Annotated in this window: 25 protein-coding genes; 20 read left to right on the top strand and 5 right to left on the bottom strand. The window is 57.5% G+C overall.

Annotated features, from left to right (window positions below; all coding sequences use genetic code 11):
* Nucleotides 1-45: 45 nt before the first annotated feature.
* The 3 genes from ACTORR_RS28305 to ACTORR_RS28295 all read right to left on the bottom strand — a co-directional run bounded on the left by ACTORR_RS28305 (nucleotide 46) and on the right by ACTORR_RS28295 (nucleotide 2,930).
* The gene (locus tag ACTORR_RS28305; RefSeq protein ID WP_262384244.1) at nucleotides 46-180 is read right to left on the bottom strand and encodes a hypothetical protein; all 135 of its coding nucleotides are present in this window, start codon (nucleotides 178-180) and stop codon (nucleotides 46-48) included.
* Nucleotides 181-611: 431 nt separating this feature from the next.
* Nucleotides 612-1,784, bottom strand: coding sequence for a group II intron reverse transcriptase/maturase (gene ltrA, locus ACTORR_RS28300; protein ID WP_441344112.1), 1,173 nt, complete (start codon nucleotides 1,782-1,784; stop codon nucleotides 612-614).
* A protein-coding gene (locus ACTORR_RS28295; protein ID WP_441343407.1) for an IS3 family transposase occupies nucleotides 1,762-2,930 on the bottom strand; the annotation gives its coding sequence in 2 pieces (ribosomal slippage) (nucleotides 1,762-2,669 and nucleotides 2,669-2,930; 1,170 coding nt in all). Before ACTORR_RS28295 ends, ltrA begins: the two co-directional genes overlap by 23 nt.
* 566 nt (nucleotides 2,931-3,496) lie before the next feature.
* Between ACTORR_RS28295 and ACTORR_RS28290 the strand changes: the two genes are divergently transcribed.
* The 10 genes from ACTORR_RS28290 (at nucleotide 3,497) to ACTORR_RS28245 (ending at nucleotide 9,421) form a co-directional block, all read left to right on the top strand.
* On the top strand, nucleotides 3,497-4,378 hold the full coding sequence (locus ACTORR_RS28290; protein ID WP_060763796.1) for a prohibitin family protein: 882 nt from the start codon (nucleotides 3,497-3,499) through the stop codon (nucleotides 4,376-4,378).
* A 73-nt stretch (nucleotides 4,379-4,451) separates the two neighbouring features.
* Nucleotides 4,452-5,132: a hypothetical protein gene (locus ACTORR_RS28285; protein WP_441344145.1), complete on the top strand. Its 681-nt coding sequence runs from the start codon at nucleotides 4,452-4,454 to the stop codon at nucleotides 5,130-5,132.
* Between the two features lie 26 nt (nucleotides 5,133-5,158).
* Entirely contained in the window at nucleotides 5,159-5,689 is a 531-nt protein-coding gene (locus ACTORR_RS28280; RefSeq protein ID WP_441344144.1) for a hypothetical protein, read from the top strand.
* 272 nt (nucleotides 5,690-5,961) lie between these two features.
* On the top strand, nucleotides 5,962-6,705 hold the full coding sequence (locus tag ACTORR_RS28275) for a hypothetical protein (protein ID WP_441343404.1): 744 nt from the start codon (nucleotides 5,962-5,964) through the stop codon (nucleotides 6,703-6,705).
* Nucleotides 6,706-6,782: 77 nt separating this feature from the next.
* The gene (locus ACTORR_RS28270) at nucleotides 6,783-7,475 is read left to right on the top strand and encodes a hypothetical protein (protein ID WP_047297023.1); all 693 of its coding nucleotides are present in this window, start codon (nucleotides 6,783-6,785) and stop codon (nucleotides 7,473-7,475) included.
* Between the two features lie 104 nt (nucleotides 7,476-7,579).
* Nucleotides 7,580-7,891, top strand: a complete 312-nt coding sequence (locus ACTORR_RS28265; protein ID WP_169715572.1) for a hypothetical protein — start codon at nucleotides 7,580-7,582, stop codon at nucleotides 7,889-7,891.
* The gene (locus ACTORR_RS28260) at nucleotides 7,860-8,186 is read left to right on the top strand and encodes a hypothetical protein (protein WP_441343402.1); all 327 of its coding nucleotides are present in this window, start codon (nucleotides 7,860-7,862) and stop codon (nucleotides 8,184-8,186) included. Before ACTORR_RS28265 ends, ACTORR_RS28260 begins: the two co-directional genes overlap by 32 nt.
* Before the next feature lie 66 nt (nucleotides 8,187-8,252).
* Nucleotides 8,253-8,606 carry a hypothetical protein gene (locus ACTORR_RS28255; RefSeq protein WP_441343401.1) on the top strand — a complete coding sequence of 118 codons (354 nt, stop codon included), beginning with the start codon at nucleotides 8,253-8,255 and terminating at the stop codon, nucleotides 8,604-8,606.
* A gap of 114 nt (nucleotides 8,607-8,720) precedes the next feature.
* Nucleotides 8,721-8,978, top strand: coding sequence for a hypothetical protein (locus ACTORR_RS28250; protein WP_441343400.1), 258 nt, complete (start codon nucleotides 8,721-8,723; stop codon nucleotides 8,976-8,978).
* Nucleotides 8,975-9,421, top strand: coding sequence for a hypothetical protein (locus tag ACTORR_RS28245; RefSeq protein WP_441343399.1), 447 nt, complete (start codon nucleotides 8,975-8,977; stop codon nucleotides 9,419-9,421). Before ACTORR_RS28250 ends, ACTORR_RS28245 begins: the two co-directional genes overlap by 4 nt.
* Nucleotides 9,422-9,436: 15 nt before the next feature.
* Here ACTORR_RS28245 and ACTORR_RS28240 read toward each other — a convergent pair whose 3' ends face one another.
* Nucleotides 9,437-10,156: a hypothetical protein gene (locus tag ACTORR_RS28240; protein WP_441343398.1), complete on the bottom strand. Its 720-nt coding sequence runs from the start codon at nucleotides 10,154-10,156 to the stop codon at nucleotides 9,437-9,439.
* Between the two features lie 121 nt (nucleotides 10,157-10,277).
* Here ACTORR_RS28240 and ACTORR_RS28235 point away from each other — a divergent pair, with 121 nt between their 5' ends.
* From ACTORR_RS28235 to istB, 8 genes are all read left to right on the top strand, one after another.
* Nucleotides 10,278-10,778 (top strand): hypothetical protein, encoded by a 501-nt coding sequence (locus ACTORR_RS28235; protein WP_169838420.1) that lies wholly within the window; start codon nucleotides 10,278-10,280, stop codon nucleotides 10,776-10,778.
* Between the two features lie 53 nt (nucleotides 10,779-10,831).
* Complete coding sequence (locus ACTORR_RS28230; RefSeq protein WP_033045051.1) at nucleotides 10,832-11,071, top strand: hypothetical protein; 240 nt, start codon at nucleotides 10,832-10,834, stop codon at nucleotides 11,069-11,071.
* A gap of 13 nt (nucleotides 11,072-11,084) precedes the next feature.
* Nucleotides 11,085-11,369 carry a hypothetical protein gene (locus ACTORR_RS28225; protein WP_102685589.1) on the top strand — a complete coding sequence of 95 codons (285 nt, stop codon included), beginning with the start codon at nucleotides 11,085-11,087 and terminating at the stop codon, nucleotides 11,367-11,369.
* Between the two features lie 14 nt (nucleotides 11,370-11,383).
* Entirely contained in the window at nucleotides 11,384-11,659 is a 276-nt protein-coding gene (locus ACTORR_RS28220; protein ID WP_033045049.1) for a hypothetical protein, read from the top strand.
* Nucleotides 11,660-11,671: 12 nt separating this feature from the next.
* Entirely contained in the window at nucleotides 11,672-12,022 is a 351-nt protein-coding gene (locus ACTORR_RS28215) for a hypothetical protein (protein ID WP_169838419.1), read from the top strand.
* A gap of 58 nt (nucleotides 12,023-12,080) precedes the next feature.
* Complete coding sequence (locus ACTORR_RS28210; RefSeq protein WP_441343396.1) at nucleotides 12,081-12,689, top strand: DUF4942 domain-containing protein; 609 nt, start codon at nucleotides 12,081-12,083, stop codon at nucleotides 12,687-12,689.
* 84 nt (nucleotides 12,690-12,773) lie between these two features.
* Complete coding sequence (gene istA, locus ACTORR_RS28205; protein WP_024012635.1) at nucleotides 12,774-14,273, top strand: IS21-like element ISPst3 family transposase; 1,500 nt, start codon at nucleotides 12,774-12,776, stop codon at nucleotides 14,271-14,273.
* Nucleotides 14,266-15,069, top strand: coding sequence for an IS21-like element ISPst3 family helper ATPase IstB (gene istB / locus ACTORR_RS28200; RefSeq protein WP_010454871.1), 804 nt, complete (start codon nucleotides 14,266-14,268; stop codon nucleotides 15,067-15,069). Before istA ends, istB begins: the two co-directional genes overlap by 8 nt.
* A 195-nt stretch (nucleotides 15,070-15,264) precedes the next feature.
* Here istB and ACTORR_RS28195 read toward each other — a convergent pair whose 3' ends face one another.
* A complete protein-coding gene (locus tag ACTORR_RS28195; RefSeq protein ID WP_039615185.1) occupies nucleotides 15,265-16,803 on the bottom strand; it encodes an IS3 family transposase in 1,539 nt (512 codons plus the stop codon).
* A gap of 45 nt (nucleotides 16,804-16,848) precedes the next feature.
* On the opposite strand from ACTORR_RS28195, the gene ACTORR_RS28190 reads away from it, so the two are divergent.
* Both ACTORR_RS28190 and ACTORR_RS28185 read left to right on the top strand, forming a co-directional pair.
* On the top strand, nucleotides 16,849-17,241 hold the full coding sequence (locus tag ACTORR_RS28190) for a molybdopterin-dependent oxidoreductase (RefSeq protein ID WP_441343395.1): 393 nt from the start codon (nucleotides 16,849-16,851) through the stop codon (nucleotides 17,239-17,241).
* Nucleotides 17,234-17,594: FAD-binding oxidoreductase (locus tag ACTORR_RS28185; RefSeq protein ID WP_441343394.1), on the top strand; the 361-nt coding region annotated here is incomplete at its 3' end. The genes ACTORR_RS28190 and ACTORR_RS28185, both read left to right, overlap by 8 nt.

The following is a 17,594-nucleotide window of genomic DNA, read 5'->3' as shown; positions in this document are numbered from 1 at the left end:
GACTTCCAGTAAAACCGAAAGCTTTTTGCCAAGAGCCTTATTGAATCAAAGCGCGTGACGTGCCTTGATCATTTCTGCGGTGTGAGACTGCTGAGCAGTTTCAATGCCTGCATCGAACGCCTTGAAGCCAAGTTGAATGCCACCAACAACAAGAGCGGTAAGGACGATGAGAGTTTTCATGGTGTTCTCCGTTAGCAAAAGATGCAGACGGAGAACCACCCTGGCGGGAAGTAATCTCCCCGCTGCGGGTTTTTTATGCACGCAGAAAAACCAATATCCAGTTGCCTGGATGTCGATAATTTGAGTGCTATTTTTAAGCCGGTTTGAAAGCGTGGCTCTGCTTTTTGTGACTCATCACATACATGATGAGAACACTGCCTGAACGCATACACGTTTCAGGCCTTGGCGGACATGCTCATGCATGGCGCTAAGTTCTAAGCACAGAGGGCTCTGTGCTGGAGGGGTTCTTGAGAGCTCGACCTGAGGTCCGCTCTATGCCTGCGATGATACCAAACCGATGCCCTTTAACAAGATGGCGAAATCGAGTAGGAGGCGGCTTCACAGCCGCCGTCCTCTCACACCACCGTGCGTACGGTTCCGTACACGGCGGTTCAGGTTATGCGGCTAAGCCGGTTAATTGTATCCAGTATCGAGACCAGTCCGAGTCTAGCCCATAGTTTCTTCGGTAGCGCCTGATTCACGTGAGATGCCCCCGAATTCCACCACGGGCCTCGGCCATTGAAGGCCGATTTATAGGCACGTTCCTCGCTCAAGCCCAGGCGCATCAGGTTGCGCGCCCTCGTTGAGGGCCGTTTCCATTGGCGCCAGATGACGCAGCGAAGTTTGTGCCTGACCCAGCCGTCCATTTTCTCAAGTGGGCGTTTGCTCTGGCTGAGCTTGAAATAGCCAGCCCAGCCTCGCAGGACAGGGTTGATTCGCTCGATGACAGTCGCCACTTTGCGGGCCCTTACACTGCGCAGCAATATTCTGAGTCGGTCGCGTAAGCGCCCCAGGCTCATCGTTGCCACGCGCAGCCTTGGTTGCTGGTGCATGCTCATCCCGTAGCCCAAATAGTCACACTTCCAAGCCTCTGCCACTTGGCTCTTCTTCCGGTTCACCGTCAATTTCAAACGTTGGCACAGAAAGCGCTCGACGCTGGCCAGCACCCGCTCACCAGACCGAGGAGTGCGGACATAAATGTTCGCATCATCGGCGTAGCGCACGAAGCGATGGCCCCGACGCTCCAGCTCGCGATCGAGTTCGTCGAGCAGGATATTCGACAACAACGGCGAGAGCGGGCCGCCTTGCGGCGTCCCTTCCTGCCGCTGGCTGACGATACCGCCCGACATGACACCGGCTTCGAGGTAGCGACGGATCAGCCTGAGCGCGCCCTTGTCTTCAATACGGCGCTCGATGCAGGCCATCAGGATGTCGTGGTTGACCCGATCAAAGAACTTCTCAAGGTCGAGTTCCACGCACCAGCGATACCCCGACGCCACATGAGCGCGGGCCATCCCGACGGCTTGGTGAGCGCTTCTGCCCGGACGAAAGCCGTAGCTGTAGTCCGAAAACAGTGGATCGAAGATTGGCGTAAGCTGTTGCTGCAGGGCTTGCTGGATCAGGCGATCTACGACGCTGGGGATTCCCAGTTGCCGTGTGCCGCCCTGCGGTTTGGGAATTTCAACCGCTCGCACTGCTTGAGGATGGTATTCACCGGCCATCAACCTGGCCTTGAGTATTGGCCAATACTGTTTGTAGTGGTCAACAATTCCCGGACACAGAATTGAGTTTTTCTTCCGCCACCGCCGGCGGTACGAAGCCGTTGTGCTGATGCGGCCTTATCCAGTTGTACCGCTGCATGAGGTAACGGCCGATGTCCTGCTCGGCCAACGCTGTCGTCATGTAACCCACTGTCGGCACCCACTCCGTTTTCAGGCTACGAAACAGCCGCTCCATGGGCGAATTGTCGTAACAATTTCCCCTTCGGCTCATGCTCTGGGTCATCCGATAGCGCCAGAGCCGCTGGCGGAAGCTACGGCTGCCATATTGGCTGCCCTGGTCGCTGTGAAACAGCACGCCTTGTGGTCTGCCACGCATCTCGTAAGCCCTGTCGAGCGCTTTGACGACCAGTTCCGCATCAGGCTTGGCGGACATCGCCCAACCCACCACTCTGCGGCTGCACAAGTCCAAGACCACCGCCAGATAGCTCCATCGACCCTCTGCCCAGATATACGTGATGTCGCCACACCAGACCTTGTTTGGCGCAGCCACGGTGAACTTGCGATCAAGCACATTGGGAATGTCGGGGCGCTCGACCGTGGCCTTCTTGTACGCATGAGAGCCGGGCTGTTTGCTGATCAGTCCTTGTTCCTTCATCAATCTTCTGACTCTGAAACGCCCGACGTTAACGCCTTCATCCCGCAGCATGGCAACCAGACTGCGACTGCCCGCTGAGCCACGACTTTGGTTGAACAGCTCGTTGACACGACTGCGTAGGTTCACTCGGCGGACATCGATATGACGCCGCCGGGCCAAGTGGGCGTAATAACAAGACCGGGGTAGCTCGAAGACTGAACACAACAGTTGAACAGGGTAGTGCTTTGCCAACTGCCGAATCGACTTCAACGTCTGCGCCCGTGTTCCTCGGCCATCAAGAGCGCAGTGGCCTCCTTTAATATTTTCTTCTCAAGCTCCAGCCGGTTGATACGGGCCTGAAGCTCCTGAATGGTCTGCTGCTCCGGCGTGAGCGCCTTGGCAGTGGGCGTAACGCCCCCGCGCTCCAGCTGCAACTGGGTAACCCAGCGGCGCAATAAGCTCTCACCTACATCGAGAGATCTGGCGGCCTCGGGACAACTGTAGCCCTGGTCGAGCACCAGGCTGGCAGCCTCACGCTTGAAAGTCGGGGTGAAAGTACGTCGTTGTCTGCTCATCGAACACCTCTGTATGGCGAGCATTCTCGCCTAAAAAGGTGTCCGGGGTTAGTAGACCACTACAGACACATCACCTCGAGCACGAGCGCTTTGTAGTGCGGGATATCTCTGACCAGTATGAGGCTCCGACCTTTGACCTGATTTTCCGAGACCAAGAGCACGGAGTTGAGCGTTGCTCCGACAGCGTGTGGAGTTCGCACGAGCAAGCCTCGGTAGCAGCGGAGGCACTGGAAAAGGCGGATCGCCGTCCAGTTCACTGGGGTGTGTTGAAGAGCCTCTAAACGGAGGCCCATAGAACTCAGGCGACCATTTGTGTCGCCTTTTTTTTCGCGCTGTCAGCCCCTACGACTCAATCAGCCAGGTAGACGGCCGTATCGAGGTGACTTGGGTTTTTCAGCCATGCCTATAGCGTGGCCAATGCAACTCGACCGAAACCGAGGAGAAAAACACCGCACAACCGCAAACAGCATAGCCCGCTTTCAGGCGATAAAACCGCCTGAAATCGGGACATCCTTCAGCCAATACCTAACAAACTATCCGCCGACCAACCACCAAGGATCATCAGTATGCAATTCAACAATTTCTCATCCTCTTCCAGATCTCCCCTGGCTCTCGGCTCGATTGCCGTTGTGGCCGTTATTGGTGTGGGTCTGCTGCTGGGTTCGTTTTATACCGTCGACGAGAAAGAGCGCGCAGTCGTCCTGCGCAACGGTGCCTTTATGGAGGTGGCAGATCCTGGGCTGCATTGGAAAATCCCCTTCATCGACAGCGCCAAAGCGATCTCGATACAGAACAACGCCACCAAGTGGGACGGCTTGCAGGCGTACAGCCGTGACCAGCAGGCTGCAACGCTGTCGGTCTCGGTCAGCTGGCACGTGCCGGCAGGCGAGGTCGCGGATGTCTACAAGGGCTACGCCGATCTGGAAGGCCTGCTGACAAGGGCGATCAGCCGCCATGTCCCGACACAGGTAGAAAACGTCTTCGGTCAGTACACCGCCGTCAACGCGGTACAGCAACGCGGCAAGCTGGTTGCCGATATCGCCGCCGCAATCAAGGGCGCAATCAGTGGGCCGGTGGTGATCGACAGTGTGCAAGTCGAGAACATCGACTTCAGTGACGCCTACGAGAAGTCGATCGAAGAACGCATGCGCGCTGAGGTTGCCGTGAAGACTCGTGAGCAGCAACTGGCCACTGAGCAGATCCAGGCGCGGATTGTCGTCACCCAGGCCCAGGCTACCGCGGATTCGGCACTGGCCGCCGCACGTGCCGAAGCGGAAAGCATCCAGCTGCGCGGTGAAGCGGAAGCAAAAGCCATCGACGCCCGCGCCCGCGCCCTGGGCAGCAACCCCGGTCTGGTCGAGCTTACCAAAGCCGAGCGCTGGAACGGCGTACTGCCTACCACTGTACTTCCAGGCGGAACCCTGCCGTTCATCGACGCCAAGAAGTAATCCATCCTCCCACACTAGAAGCTCGCAAGCCTGATCAGCTCGCGGGCTTTGTCATTGAAAAAGGGATCTACCAATGTCCACAGAAATACCCTCTTCCGATATGCCCAAGCAGGCCCTGCTAACTCAGGCTGAAAAGCTCATGAGCATTGTCATCGCGACGGCTGGCTTGCTGATCTTCGCGTGGCTGGCGATCTGCGTCCTCGCATCCGCCTGGTTGACCTTCCAGGTGCCAATCACCAACGAAGATATGCGGAACGCATCGTTCCTCAGCCCTCGAGTTGGTCTTTACTGGCATGGCTCCGTAATGGGGGGACTACTTGCGCTGTATGGGCTAGGACAACTGCTAAGCCTGCGCGTGGCCGGCTTCTTCCTGGTCGTGCTAGGCATGTCCTTCATCTTCGCAACGTCCGAGGTAAGTGCTCTGCGTCAAGGCATCTTGGACGGTGATATGAAAATCGGCTGTTTCAGCTACGAGTCACTGGAGTGTCGGAAAATGCTCAAGCTGCCAGAGGGCGACGGCCAGTCCATCTACCGCAATCCGAGCCAAAAGAGAGAGGGTGGTTACGCGCCATGGTATGAGCCGATCCGGGCACATTTGCATACCAAGGTTACGGCGCTGCTGCCAAACACCATTCCCGGTGTTGCTTTTCTTCAGAGCCCGGTCATTGCCGCGTTTCATGTCGGCAAACTACAGAACGTAGTGGAAGCCCAGCGCAGCGATGTATCGAAATTCAGGGCCTCGGTAACCCAGTAGACATGCCGGAGGCAACGGAGAGAAAAATGCACCGAACCATACCCAGTTGCACCTTCTTATCGCGCAGCGAGGCTGAAGCATACTCGCCAGGCCCTGACTGCCATCTGATATCGATATCTGATGGCCTTGAAGATCAGGCCTGCATCGACGAAGCACGCTGGAAGAGCGTGAGCTACCACCACTTCATTGATGCTGGCTTTGACGAAGAAGTCATTGAGATATACGGGCCAGATTTTGAGCGGAATTACGTCGATTACCTGCTCAGCAGCAAGGCTGACGTGCTGCGGGAGCGCATCCGGGAAATTGCAGATCGAGGGGAAAATATCGCTGTCAATTGCCAGGCCGGCCGATCCCGCAGTGCCGCGGTTGCTTTGTATATCAGCAAACATCATGGGTACCAGCTGCATAAGCCGACTCCAGACGCAAACCAGTGCGTCTACCGGATGTTGGCCAACGATGTTCACCTGATGGCAGCCTACCGCGCGGCAAGCACTCCAGTGAAACCAGAAGCGCCAAAGCGAAGCCTTCTCTCGGCAATCAAATCGCTGTTCTCCTGAGAGAGCAGAAGACCGCAGCGAGTCATGGTAAATTAGGCCCTGGGCAGCTTCATGGTAGAAGCTACGCTCCCAAGGCACTCCTCCCCCCCTCCTGTCTCGTCTGTGGTGTCGCTGAAGCTGCTCGTTTTATTACCGGAGCCCGCCAGGCTTACCCTCGGCGGGCTTTTCTTTGAGCAACGCACTGTCGCTCAACCAGCCATTGGGTTTTCGGCTAGCCGCAGTACGCTCATAGCTGAATCTTTTGTCACCCACATGCAGTCAAGGAACGGATCATGAATGTTGAAACAACGCGAGCGGCTTACATCGAAGAACGCCGGCAGACAGAGGCCGAGCGCAAGGCCCGTGCCGCCGAAAAGCTCAAAAATCACCAGTACACCTGCCTGGTGAAGCAGCCCGACGTTGAGGTCTGGCGTTGCAAGGCCGAGAGCACCACCGCCTATGCCTTCGACATCATGATGACCCGGTTCGGAATCGCTGTTGTCGGCGATATCGGCGACCTGACGTTCAGTGTCGGCCTGGGCTATGGCATATCGTTCCTTGCGGGCGATGACGTCACCTACTACCTGCACACCAAGCTCAACGAGTCCCACAAAAAGCAGGTATTCAGCACAACCCTGTTCCGCCAGGTGCTGGTGTCGAGCATCTGCCGGGAACTGCACGACAACTGCTCCGAGGAAATTTGGGACGCCCTGCCAGCCTGGGCGCAGGATGCGGACCTGGTTCGGGGTGAGCATTGGGGGGAGTTCCGCGCCCTGACCGTGACCAATCGCCGCGATCTGGAGAATGGCGATGATCGCTGGATGCACTGGGACGACCTCTTTGACCTCGCTGAGAACATCGGTTTCACCGAAGAGGCACACCAGTTCATGCGCGACAATGCCGAAGTGCTGTGCTTAGGCGAAGAGTGGTACGAGCACTGTGTCACCGAGACGTGCGACAGCCTCTACGCGCAGCTTTACATGATTAACCATGCTGCCAAGGCGATCATGTCTCAGGCCGATCAAGCGGCCGCTTGACGGAAAACGCCCAGCCCCCCAAGCCCCGACTTCGCCGGGGCTGAGCCAGTAGAAGAGCCTAATCCAGAGGATGAGTCATGGTTACAGCAGCACACTATGTCGCAAATGCGAAGGAACTGTTGACCGATTTTGGCGTGCACCAAGTCGCTGAAGGCGTGTGGTCATTGACTGACGTGCAAACGGCCAGTGAAGCCTACATTCACCATTCCCAGCAGCCGGCAGCTCTGGCCGCATACGCAGCTGTGAACCCTACGTTTGCTGCTGGTCGGTTTCCAAGCTACGCCCTAGTTGATCTGGTCGACAAGATCCCGAGCATGGATTACGCAGAGTATGCGGCACTAGCCATCGTATGCGGTGCGCAACTGCCATCCTTCGATGGTTCCGATGCTCGAGCACGCATCTTCGGTCATGCTGTTTGGGGCATCGTCGACAAGTATCAGCTCCAAGGGTGTTTTGAGCGGCACGATCAAAAATACCCAAGCAATGGGGATCACTACAGCATGCGTCCCCGTGGCTATGACTGGGCCGGTGACTGGAGTGCGATCCCGGATGCACTCAAGGCCATGCGCAAGTCCTATCGCTCCATGACTCCTCTCCAGCAAGTGATGACGCTGACAATCATGCACCTGTACCGCCAAGGGAAGGACAAGATGTTCCTGACTGGCGGCTGCCCCACAAAGATCCACGCGGCCGAGGCACTGAAAATTCTTCGCGAGCATTCGGCTCTGTCCGACTGGGGTCACCTGGTCACGAACTACGCCGGCTGGTAAGGAAAACCGCACCAGGTACCCCCCAAGCCCAGCCCTAATCGAACTGGGCCGAGGCAGCTGAGCGAGGCGCGATTTTCGCGCCCGCGAAAGTGAAGGAAAGGAATATGGCCGCCAAAGCATCTGATACCCACCATCCACTGATCGACGGCCCTTGGCAGGGCGGGACGATGAGTTTTCGCCGAAATACCTTTTGCGTCGATATCTGCGAAGGTGTGGAAAATCTCAATGATATGGCACTCCCAGGCACAGTGATTCAGCAGGGCTGCACTCGCCATCGGTATTACCTTCAGCAACAAGAAGGACGTTCGGTCTGGAGTGTCATCGAGCCGCCCAATGCTGAGGCTATGGCAGCGAAGGAACTGGCAGATTTTCAGGCGTTTCTTGATGCACCCGAGCACGCAAAGGCGTATTGGTGACGCAACCCTTCAAGTGACCGCAAAACCCTACCAAGACATGCTTGGCCAACTGCACGTTACTGGTCGGTCCGTTTCTCCCCACTGCTGGATCGAGGTTGGGCTTTTCCGGATCGACTACCGCGCCCGGATGTGGCTCGGCACCGATCCTGAAATTCCCCACAGCGTTTTTCCTCTGGATGGGAGGCCTTCATCCCAATACACCGGCATCAAGGTGCTAATTGATCCCCTGCCCCCTTCTGTCTACGGAATCCTGATCATGCCGCCGTTTGGCGTCGGCCCTTCCGTGACTCGTTGAGTCTGGTTGGGATTCCCGGCTCCTGCCGTAGCCTGTTGGCATCTCCTCGACAACTCGGATCGCCTTATGTCTTACGCCACCGCCACCATCAACGAACTGTTTGGTCTACGCGAGAAGGTAGGCCTTTCAACCGCTTCGGGCTTCAAAGCACGTGTGCGCTTTGTTCAGCTGGCCTACCGCCACAATCTCGTGCATGAGATCACCAGCTACCAGTTGTGGGATCGTGGGTTTGAAGGACTGGGCGAGCGTACTTTTGATACCTGCTTCGAGATGGGAGACAGCCCCGAAGTTATCGCAGAGCTGATCCGTGACGCGCGCGCCCACGGCTATGCCGGAAACATAGAGATGGAGGTGGGAAATCCCGACTGTTTCGCCCGTTGGTGCGGCTACGCAGACCGACAGCAAGAACTTGCATTTTGAGGACAAGCACATATCGCAATCTCAGCCCGGTTCGCCGGGCTTTTTGTTGGCTTGGGATATTGCGGAATGGAAATAGCCTGAGGGCATCCCCCAATGACAACAAGGAGTTGCCTCATGCAGTCCCCTACTTTCAAGTCGAGCTATTTGCCGGAATACCTTGCATGGCTCATGTTCCTAGCCGGGGTGGCCAATGCCACGCTGATCTGGTCTGGGGTGTTCGCAGCCGCGCCTCAGGCCTTCCTGCTGCTTTTGGGCGGGCTTTTTGGCACCGCTGGCATCGCCCTCCTCGGCTTACTCATGTTGGCCACCTGGTGTGCTCTGGGATTGCTGCTGGCCGCTCTTACCCGCCGGGCGCTGGAGTGTCGGTCATGAGATTCAAGAAGTACCTGCTTCGTCAGGAAAAACGCACTGTCACAGAGCGAATGAAGAAGGCCTTTGAGCGCAAACAGGCGCGGGAAGCTGAATCACTGCCACTTTTCGGCGATCAGATTCGCGAGATCCAGCACAGCTGGGAAGAAGAAAAGCGTCTGCGTGACCTTTACGAGGGCAAGGTCACCGACCGTATGCGTCAGAACCATGCCGCCGTGTGGCGTAAAGCACGAGCTGCGTATTTCGCCTTGAATGCAGAGACCCGAGCCAAATGCCGTGCAGCCTGGAACGCCTGGGTAGGCCCGAGCGACCCGCTGTACCTGATCTATGTCGTTAACCAGTTCAACGGCGTAGGTGCCGCCAGAGAGGCCAGGATGGCCGAAGACCGGCAGGCCTTGAACAACCGAATCATGACCCGCCTTCAGGCTCAGCCTGAATTGCTGTGAGAAGGTTTGCTGTGGCTACCTGCCGGCCGGCTTCTTCTTGACGGGCAATCTCTCTACGTTGGCCGAGTGCTCAATCGCTATTTGACGATGGACAAACTCCAGGAACTCCTGCGCCGTCCGGTGTTTTGGCTTCCAGCTTTCACACAAGCTAAGTGCGGCCGCAATGTCCGCCTTTGGACTCCCACTCTGCCGATAGTCGAGGGTTTCAGATAATCCGCGCACGATGTCTGTATGAGCGTAATCGACGTAGCCACCCAGTGCCTTTTCCTTGAGCGCTCGCTGTAGTCGCTCCTGGTACTGACTTATCATTGTTGGGACATCATAGAAATCCAGGATGAATTTCTCGTGGTGAAGCGCCATCGCCAGCGTTGTAATCCGTATTGCGTCCTCCGCCGTTGCCTGTGGCCTCGGGAATGCAGCTCTAACCTCGGCGTCAATCAGGGCCTTGCGAGCCTTAATCCGGGCCTCCCTCTGCTTCTCCTCCCGGCGTTTGATCTCTTTGGCGTGCTCAACTCGAATATTGAGCGAGCGGACGATCTCTCCGGCCTTTCGGATCGCGTCAGCCTCTTCCGGCTCGAGGAGTTTATGCAGTGGGCCTCCCAACAATTTCTCAAGCTGGGTCGCCGTGCCAGAAAGCGCCGTTTGTTGGGCTTTCAGGCTAGCGGCGTTGTAATACTCCAGAACGGCCAGGACATCCTCCGCGCTGATTCTCCAGTGAATTTTATCTTTTCCCATTTTCACTCTTCGCTTGTCCGGGCAGCCAGTGCGTTCAATCCTGCTTCAGGCCAGGTGCTTGGGTTGTGCCTGGCAAGTGGGATAATCCATACATCTTAGTAGCTCTCCAACAGGAAAACCTATGCGCAGCGGGCTAGATTCGGCTGAGGATGACTTCAAAAAATGGCTCAGCCCTTCCGTGGTGGTTGACTCCTCGGGTTCTCCTTTGCTGCTGGAACATCGAACCAATGAGGAGTTCGACACCCTTGATCCGTGCAAAACGGTCGACGGTGGGCTTCATTTTGGTACCTCAGCACAGGCCTCTATGCGTGCAGGCAAGGGTTCCCGTGTCATCCGAGCCTATCTGAAGGCGAAGAATATTCGCCGAAGCAAAGATCGCGGCGGTAACTGGAAATCCATTATCGCGAGCGCCAAACGTGCGGGGATGGATGCAATCGTCTATCTCAATCGCTACGAAGGGCTCACCACTGAGGTGATTGAGCGGCTAAGCGCTAGTGGCGACCTCAGTCGGCTCGACGACATGACAGATGCGCAGTTTAGAAAGGTAGTGCCCGAGGCTCGGGACAGTTACATCGTGTTCAGTCAGGATCAGCTTTGGATTGAACGCGAACGCTCTGAATAGACACCCCAAACCCAACCGATAGCGACACCCAACCACAGAAGGAGAATGACCAAATGGCCGATCAACTGGATTACCTCGACGCATTGGCGCTGCGCGTGGCCAAGGGCGACCTTGACTGTGTTGGTGCCCTGAGTCGTGGCGAATACCTCTATGTCGCACTGGCCGCGAACAGCGCCGAGCTGCTGAACCAGAGCAATGACACTATCGCCGAAGCACTGGCCCGCCTGGGGCCTGAATGGACTGCGGCGCTGATCGAGCGCTGGCAGTACAAAGGCAATCCAGCCCGCTACTGAGGGAACTCGCCCCATGCGTGCCGACCTGCTAGACCGCTACATTGCCCGCCTGTGCGCTGAGTCGGCGGGCCTCGATTCGCTGCATATTGACGTGCCCTATATGGCCGGCCGCAAGCGCTACGAAGCCGGCAGGCCCTGGCCCAACCCGCTCGGCCTGGTCTACCGCGCGCAGCGTATCGCCCGCCTGGGTTATGCCGACGCCGCGCACGGCCGCCCGGTGCGGAAACTGCGCGACAGCGCTGCGCCGGTTACTAACGTGACCTACCCAGCGCCTGACCCCGTGACCGTAACGAACTGAAAGGAACCCGCTCCATGCGAACCCTGACGCTGCCACTCAAAGGCGAGTATTTCGACGCGATCAAGGCTGGCGTCAAGCCGGAAGAATTTCGGGCTGCCACACCCTATTGGCGTCGGCGTTTGGAGGGGCAGAGCTTCGACCAGATAGAGCTGACACGTGGCTATCCGAAGCGCGGAGATGACGCACGAAGACTTGTGTTGCCCTGGAAGGGCTATCGCTTGACGACGATCGTTCATCCGCACTTTGGGGCAGATCCAGTCGAGGTTTTCGCCATTGATGTTTCGCGCTAAGGAAACGGTTCAGTGAATCCGATCAAGCAGCACTACCGACTGAAAAAACCATGTGCGAATTGCCCGTTCCTGAAGGAGGGAGCCATTCCGCTAAGCCGCGGGCGCTTGGAGGGGATTATTTCTACCCTGATCGAGGATGATCACTCGACTTTCCAGTGTCACAAGACCGTGCATTCAAAACGGGGTGGCAACTGGGACGATGAGGGGAACTATGAACCCTCGGGGCACGAGTCGATGTGCGCAGGCGCTGCGGCATACCTCATGAAGAAAGGCAGGCCGACCGTGGGTATGAGATTTGCCTTTGCCACTGGAGATGCTGCCCCCAGCGACTGGGATTCAGCGAGAGAAGTCGTGATCGACTGACAGCTTGGGATTCTTCGGGACAATGAGAAGTTGGTGGAAACCAAGGAGGTTTTCACTTATGCAGCTTTTCGAGAACGACCGTCATTCCAGTGCAGTCATTCATGGCGATGTCATCGACCAATTTTTTGCCCCCGTTCAGTTTGACGCGCTGACGTTGCTAGCCGGCGATTACGAGCGCGAGAAAGCCCGTGTCATTGAGGTACATGGGATCATCACCCAGGAAAAGGTTTCTGGTGTGCTGGGTTATTTCTTCGATGGTAATGGCAATGACCAGTACGGTCGTAGCGCAAGCATTCGCCATACCAGCGCCTTCGGCGAAATATTCCAGCTTGAGGGCGCGCTGAACGAGTTGACCGCAGCCTATTGGCAGCGTGCGCTCAATCAAACCGACCTTATGGAGCACATGCCGCAGGCCCGCCGTAGCCAATGGCACAAAACCCTGAACGCCTGGCGCGACCACAAATACAAACGTGGCGAGAACCCTGAGCTGGATATGCCAGAGTTCAATCTCGACAACCTGCGTGCAACGATTCAAAGCCTCCTCTCCCGCCGTGTTGAATTCTTGGCCGAGCGTGTTGATGGCATCTTCCGAGCCCTGTCGCGCACCCATGTGACCAATCAGCCAGAAGGCTTTTATGTTGCCGCTGACCGAAAACTGACCCAGTAGAGGCTGTTCTGCCGACTGAAAACTGACCCAGGTGTTCAACTGCTTCTGCTCAATTTTTGAGCAGGAGAACACAGGGTGATCAGTATGGAAATGATGGGCAAAATTCGCCGGATGTATTTCCGCGACAAGCTGTCGCTGCATGAGATAGCCAAGCGCACCGGGTTGGCGCGCAACACGATTCGCAAGTGGGTCAGAGCACCTGAGGCCAAGCCGCCGGTCTACCAACGCCGCGCGATCTTCAACAAACTCAGCCCTTTTCACGCCACGCTGGAGCAGGCGCTAAAAGCCGATTCGCTGCGGCCCAAGCAACAGCGGCGCAGTGCCAAGGCGCTGTTGGCGCAAATCAAAGCCGAAGGTTATGACGGTGGCTACAGCCAGCTCACCGCGTTTATCCGTGCCTGGCGAGGGGGACAGGGCAAGGCGTCGCAGGCCTTTGTGCCGCTGACCTTTGCTCTTGGCGAGGCGTTTCAGTTTGACTGGAGCGAGGAAGGCTTGCTGGTCGGCGGCATTTACCGGCGTATGCAGGTGGCACATCTGAAGCTGTGTGCCAGCCGTGCGTTCTGGCTTGTGGCGTATCCGAGCCAGGGCCATGAGATGTTATTTGACGCCCATACACGCTCGTTCGGCTCCTTGGGCGGCGTGCCGCGCCGGGGCATCTACGACAACATGAAGACCGCCGTCGACAAGGTCAATAAGGGCAAAGGCCGGGCGGTGAATGCGCGCTTTGCGGTGATGTGCGCGCATTACCTGTTCGATCCGGACTTCTGCAACGTCGCCGCTGGTTGGGAAAAGGGCATCGTTGAAAAGAACGTGCAAGACAGCCGCAGGCGTATCTGGCTAGACGCCCAGGACTGCCAGTTTCACTCCTTCGAGGAACTCAATGCCTGGCTGGGCCAGCGCTGCCGCGCGCTTTGGAACGAGCTGACGCACCCTCAATACAGCGGGCTGAGTGTGGCCGAAGTGCTGGAGTTGGAGCGCGCTGAACTGATGCCTGTGCCAGCGCCATTCGACGGTTACGTCGAGCGGCCTGCGCGGGTCTCCAGCACCTGCCTGGTCAGCGTCGGGCGCAACCGCTACTCGGTGCCGTGTGAGTATGCGGGTAAGTGGGTCAGCAGCCGTTTGTATCCGACGCGAATCGAGGTGGTGGCTGACGACGCGCTGATCGCCAGCCATGTCCGCTTGCTGGATCGCGACCAGGTCAGCTATGACTGGCAGCACTACCTCCCGCTGATCGAACGCAAGCCCGGTGCGCTGCGCAACGGCGCGCCCTTTGCTGATCTGCCGGCGCCGCTGCGTCAGCTTAAGCACGGTCTGGGGCGTCATGCCGGCGGTGACCGGATCATGGCGCAAGTTCTGGCTGCCGTACCGGTCGCCGGGCTCGATGCGGTGCTGGTGGCTGTTGAGCTGGTACTGGAAAGCGGCAGCCTGAGCGCCGAACACATCCTCAATGTCGTGGCGCGCCTGGCCGCGACCGAACCACCACCCAGCGTCGAAACCCACTTGTCGCTCAAGGAAGCCCCCGTCGCTAACACGGCGCGCTACGACCGCCTGCGTGGCCAGACCGAGGAGATCGGTCATGCGTGATTTGATGGCGGAACTCAAGGAGCTGCGCCTGCACGGCATGGCCACGGCCTGGGCGGAGTTGACTGCGCAGGGTGAGTCGAACACAGCCTCGTCCAAGTGGCTGCTCGAACACCTGCTGGAACAAGAGCACACAGATCGCGCCATGCGCTCGGTGAGCCACCAGATGAACATGGCCAAGCTGCCGATGCACCGCGACCTGGCCGGCTTCGACTTCAGCGCCTCCAGCGCAGACGCTCGTTTGATCAGCGAACTGGCCAGTCTGGCCTTTACCGACACCGCGCAGAACGTGGTGCTGATCGGTGGGCCTGGCACCGGTAAAACCCACCTGGCCACTGCGCTGGCCGTGTCCGGCATCACCCGGCACGGCAAGCGCGTGCGCTTCTACTCCACGGTCGATCTGGTCAATCTGCTGGAGCGCGAAAAGCACGACGGCAAAGCCGGGCGGATCGCCCAAGCTCTGCTGCGCATGGATCTGGTCATCCTCGACGAGCTGGGTTATCTGCCCTTCAGCCAGGCCGGCGGTGCGTTGCTGTTTCACCTGCTATCCAAGCTGTACGAACACACCAGCGTGGTGATCACCACCAACCTGAGCTTCGCCGAATGGTCGAGCGTGTTCGGCGACGCCAAGATGACCACCGCCCTGCTGGATCGGCTGACCCACCACTGCCACATCGTCGAAACCGGTAACGAGTCCTATCGCCTGCAACACAGTAGCTTGGCGGCCCAGGCCAAGATCAAATCACGGGAGCGAAAGCGTAAGGGCGGCCAGGAACCGGAGGACGATGAGCCGTTCTGATTTCATGGCGACGACGGCCTGCTACATGGCTGCGTGTGGCAGGTCTTAAACAACTGAACTGGGCTAGCGAAGGAGTGGGGGCAACAGCAGCTGCGCTGGTAGACTTATCCACAGTTGCTGGTAACAAAATCAGCAATCCGCCCTGGGTCAAATTTCAATCGGCAGGGTGGGGATGCGGACAAAAACTTGGACTGGTTATGCCGCTAAGCCCAGGCTTTCACGATACTCAATGGGACTGAGCGCGCCGAGGGAAATCTTTATACGTTTTTCGTTGTACCAGCGAATGTATGAATCCAAGGCCTGAATGAACTGCTCGATGCTCGTTGACTGCCAGTTGCGAGGATAGAACAGTTCCGTTTTCAGTCGGCCGAAGAAACCTTCACAAGCCGCGTTGTCTGGTGAGCAGCCTTTGCGCGACATCGAACGAATCAGCTTCGCATCAGCGATGCGCGATAACCAGCCGGGCCAGCGGTAGTGAGCGCCACGATCGGAGTGAACAACAGGCCGTTTATCGTTACTGGCCACCGTTTCGATAGCTGCATCCAGCATCGTGTTCACAAGCTCGGCGTCGGGACGCGTGCCGATCGACCAACTGATTACCTTCCCATCGAAGCAGTCGATCATGGGGGACAGGTACACCTTGCCTGCCGGGATCTGGAACTCCGAGATGTCGGTCAGCCATTTCTCATTCGGAGCTAGGGCCGTGAAGTCGCGGTTGAGGAGGTTTTCCGGCGCCGGACTGATCTCCCCGAGGTAGGAACCGTATCGACGCCGTTTCGGCTTGGCGACGACTAGGCACTCCTGCTTCATCAAGCGCTGCACCACCTTCTCTGAAAGGCGCACACGCTGCCTGCTCAACGAAGCTCGCATCCGACGGTAGCCATAGCAACGATGATTGCGCTCGAATATGTCCGCCATGGCACGACGCACTTCGGTGTACTTTTCCGCGACCTGCATTCGGGCTCGATGATAGAAATAGGAGCTTCGGGCCAAGCCCAACGCGTCAAGCAGCTCTAGCAAGGAGTACCTATGCCTAAGGGCATCAGCCAGCAATGTCTTCTCCCGATTGGTCAGGACTTGCCGGTTGATGCCCGTCTCTTTTTTTATGAGTTCATTCGCCCTCATCAACAGGTCATGTTCAAGCTGCAAACGGCGAACATCGAGCTGGAGAGATTCGAGTTGCCGCTGCAACTCCTCTCGTTCCGGTGACGATGAGGGTTCAAGTCGACACTTCATGGATGGGGATACCTCTGGGCCGAGTAGCTGGTTTTTCCAGTTGTACAAGGTCGGCCTGCACACGCCCAGCTTTTGAGCCAGGGCTTTCGCACTTTCTTTTCGCGTGCACAGCGCGATGACCGCTGCCTGCTTCACCGCTGGCGGCCGGGCTAACCCGTCTGATCGACTGACAACACGCGTATGCAACTCGGGGTGCATTTCGTAAATCCAGGCACGCAAAGAATCCCGCGCGGGGTAGCCCAACGCCTTGATGGTAGCGGCGATGTTGCGACCGTATTCGAGATAGTGCTCGACAGCCTTTTCCCTTTGGGCCGGTGAGTACTTCGACTTCGAGTTCTCGTAGCAACGCGGCAGGTCGAGGCATCGCTCATACTCTGCGTGCCAGCTCTTCAAAGAGTTCTTCGTCGGGTAGCCCAACTGACGAATAGTTGCCCCGGTTCGCTTGCCCAGTTTGATGTAGAGCTTGACCGCTCGGATACGGTCTTCGTATGAATACATGAACTACCTCCAGGTAGTCCAAGATTTCCGCCGCATCCCCCCCAGGTGACAAAGGATATTCACTGCGTCACCTCTTGGTCCAAACTGGATACCGTTTGGGAGGGTGTACTCATTGAAGACATCCTTGCAGATGCAGAGCTTGATCGGCCTACCGATTTCGTCTTGGCGCACTGCTACGATAATTATTCGACAAACGTCCCTCTGACGGATCTGCTTTCCGGGAAAGCGATGGTCGCCCTCAGTTATGCGGGCAAGCCACTTTCCCGCGATCATGGGGGGCCGGCGCGTCTTCTAGTGCCGCACCTTTACTTCTGGAAATCCGCCAAATGGGTGAATGCGCTGCAATTCACGACGCGTGACGAGGCCGGCTTTTGGGAGCTGCACGGCTATCACATCTACGGCGATCCGTGGCGCGAACAACGATACACCCATGACTGAAAACGAAGCGCAAGTCCGTTCGTGGCAATCATGCGTGATCGACGACATCATCCAGCAAACACCGAGTATCAAGAGCTTCTTCCTTCGGTTGAGCAAGCCGTTCGCGCACACCGCAGGTCAGCACGTCGATATCCGGCTGACCGCGCCCGACGGCTACAGTGCAATGCGCAGCTACTCGATCGCGTCATCGACAGTTTCGACCCCGATCGTCGAGATAGCTATCGAGCGCATGCCGGATGCCGAAGTTTCGCCGTTTTTTCACGACATCGCGGCGATTGGTGACGAAATCGAAGTTCGCGGTCCGCTCGGTGGCCATTTCCTTTGGCCTGAGCCTGCCATAGATCCGGTTCTGT

The sequence above is a fragment of the Pseudomonas sp. SAR267 genome (genome assembly GCF_052077595.1).
GTDB classification, from domain to species: domain Bacteria; phylum Pseudomonadota; class Gammaproteobacteria; order Pseudomonadales; family Pseudomonadaceae; genus Aquipseudomonas; species Aquipseudomonas vlassakiae.
The sequence above is the reverse complement of the archived record's forward strand: the minus strand, read 5'-3'. Positions and strand labels throughout refer to the sequence as shown.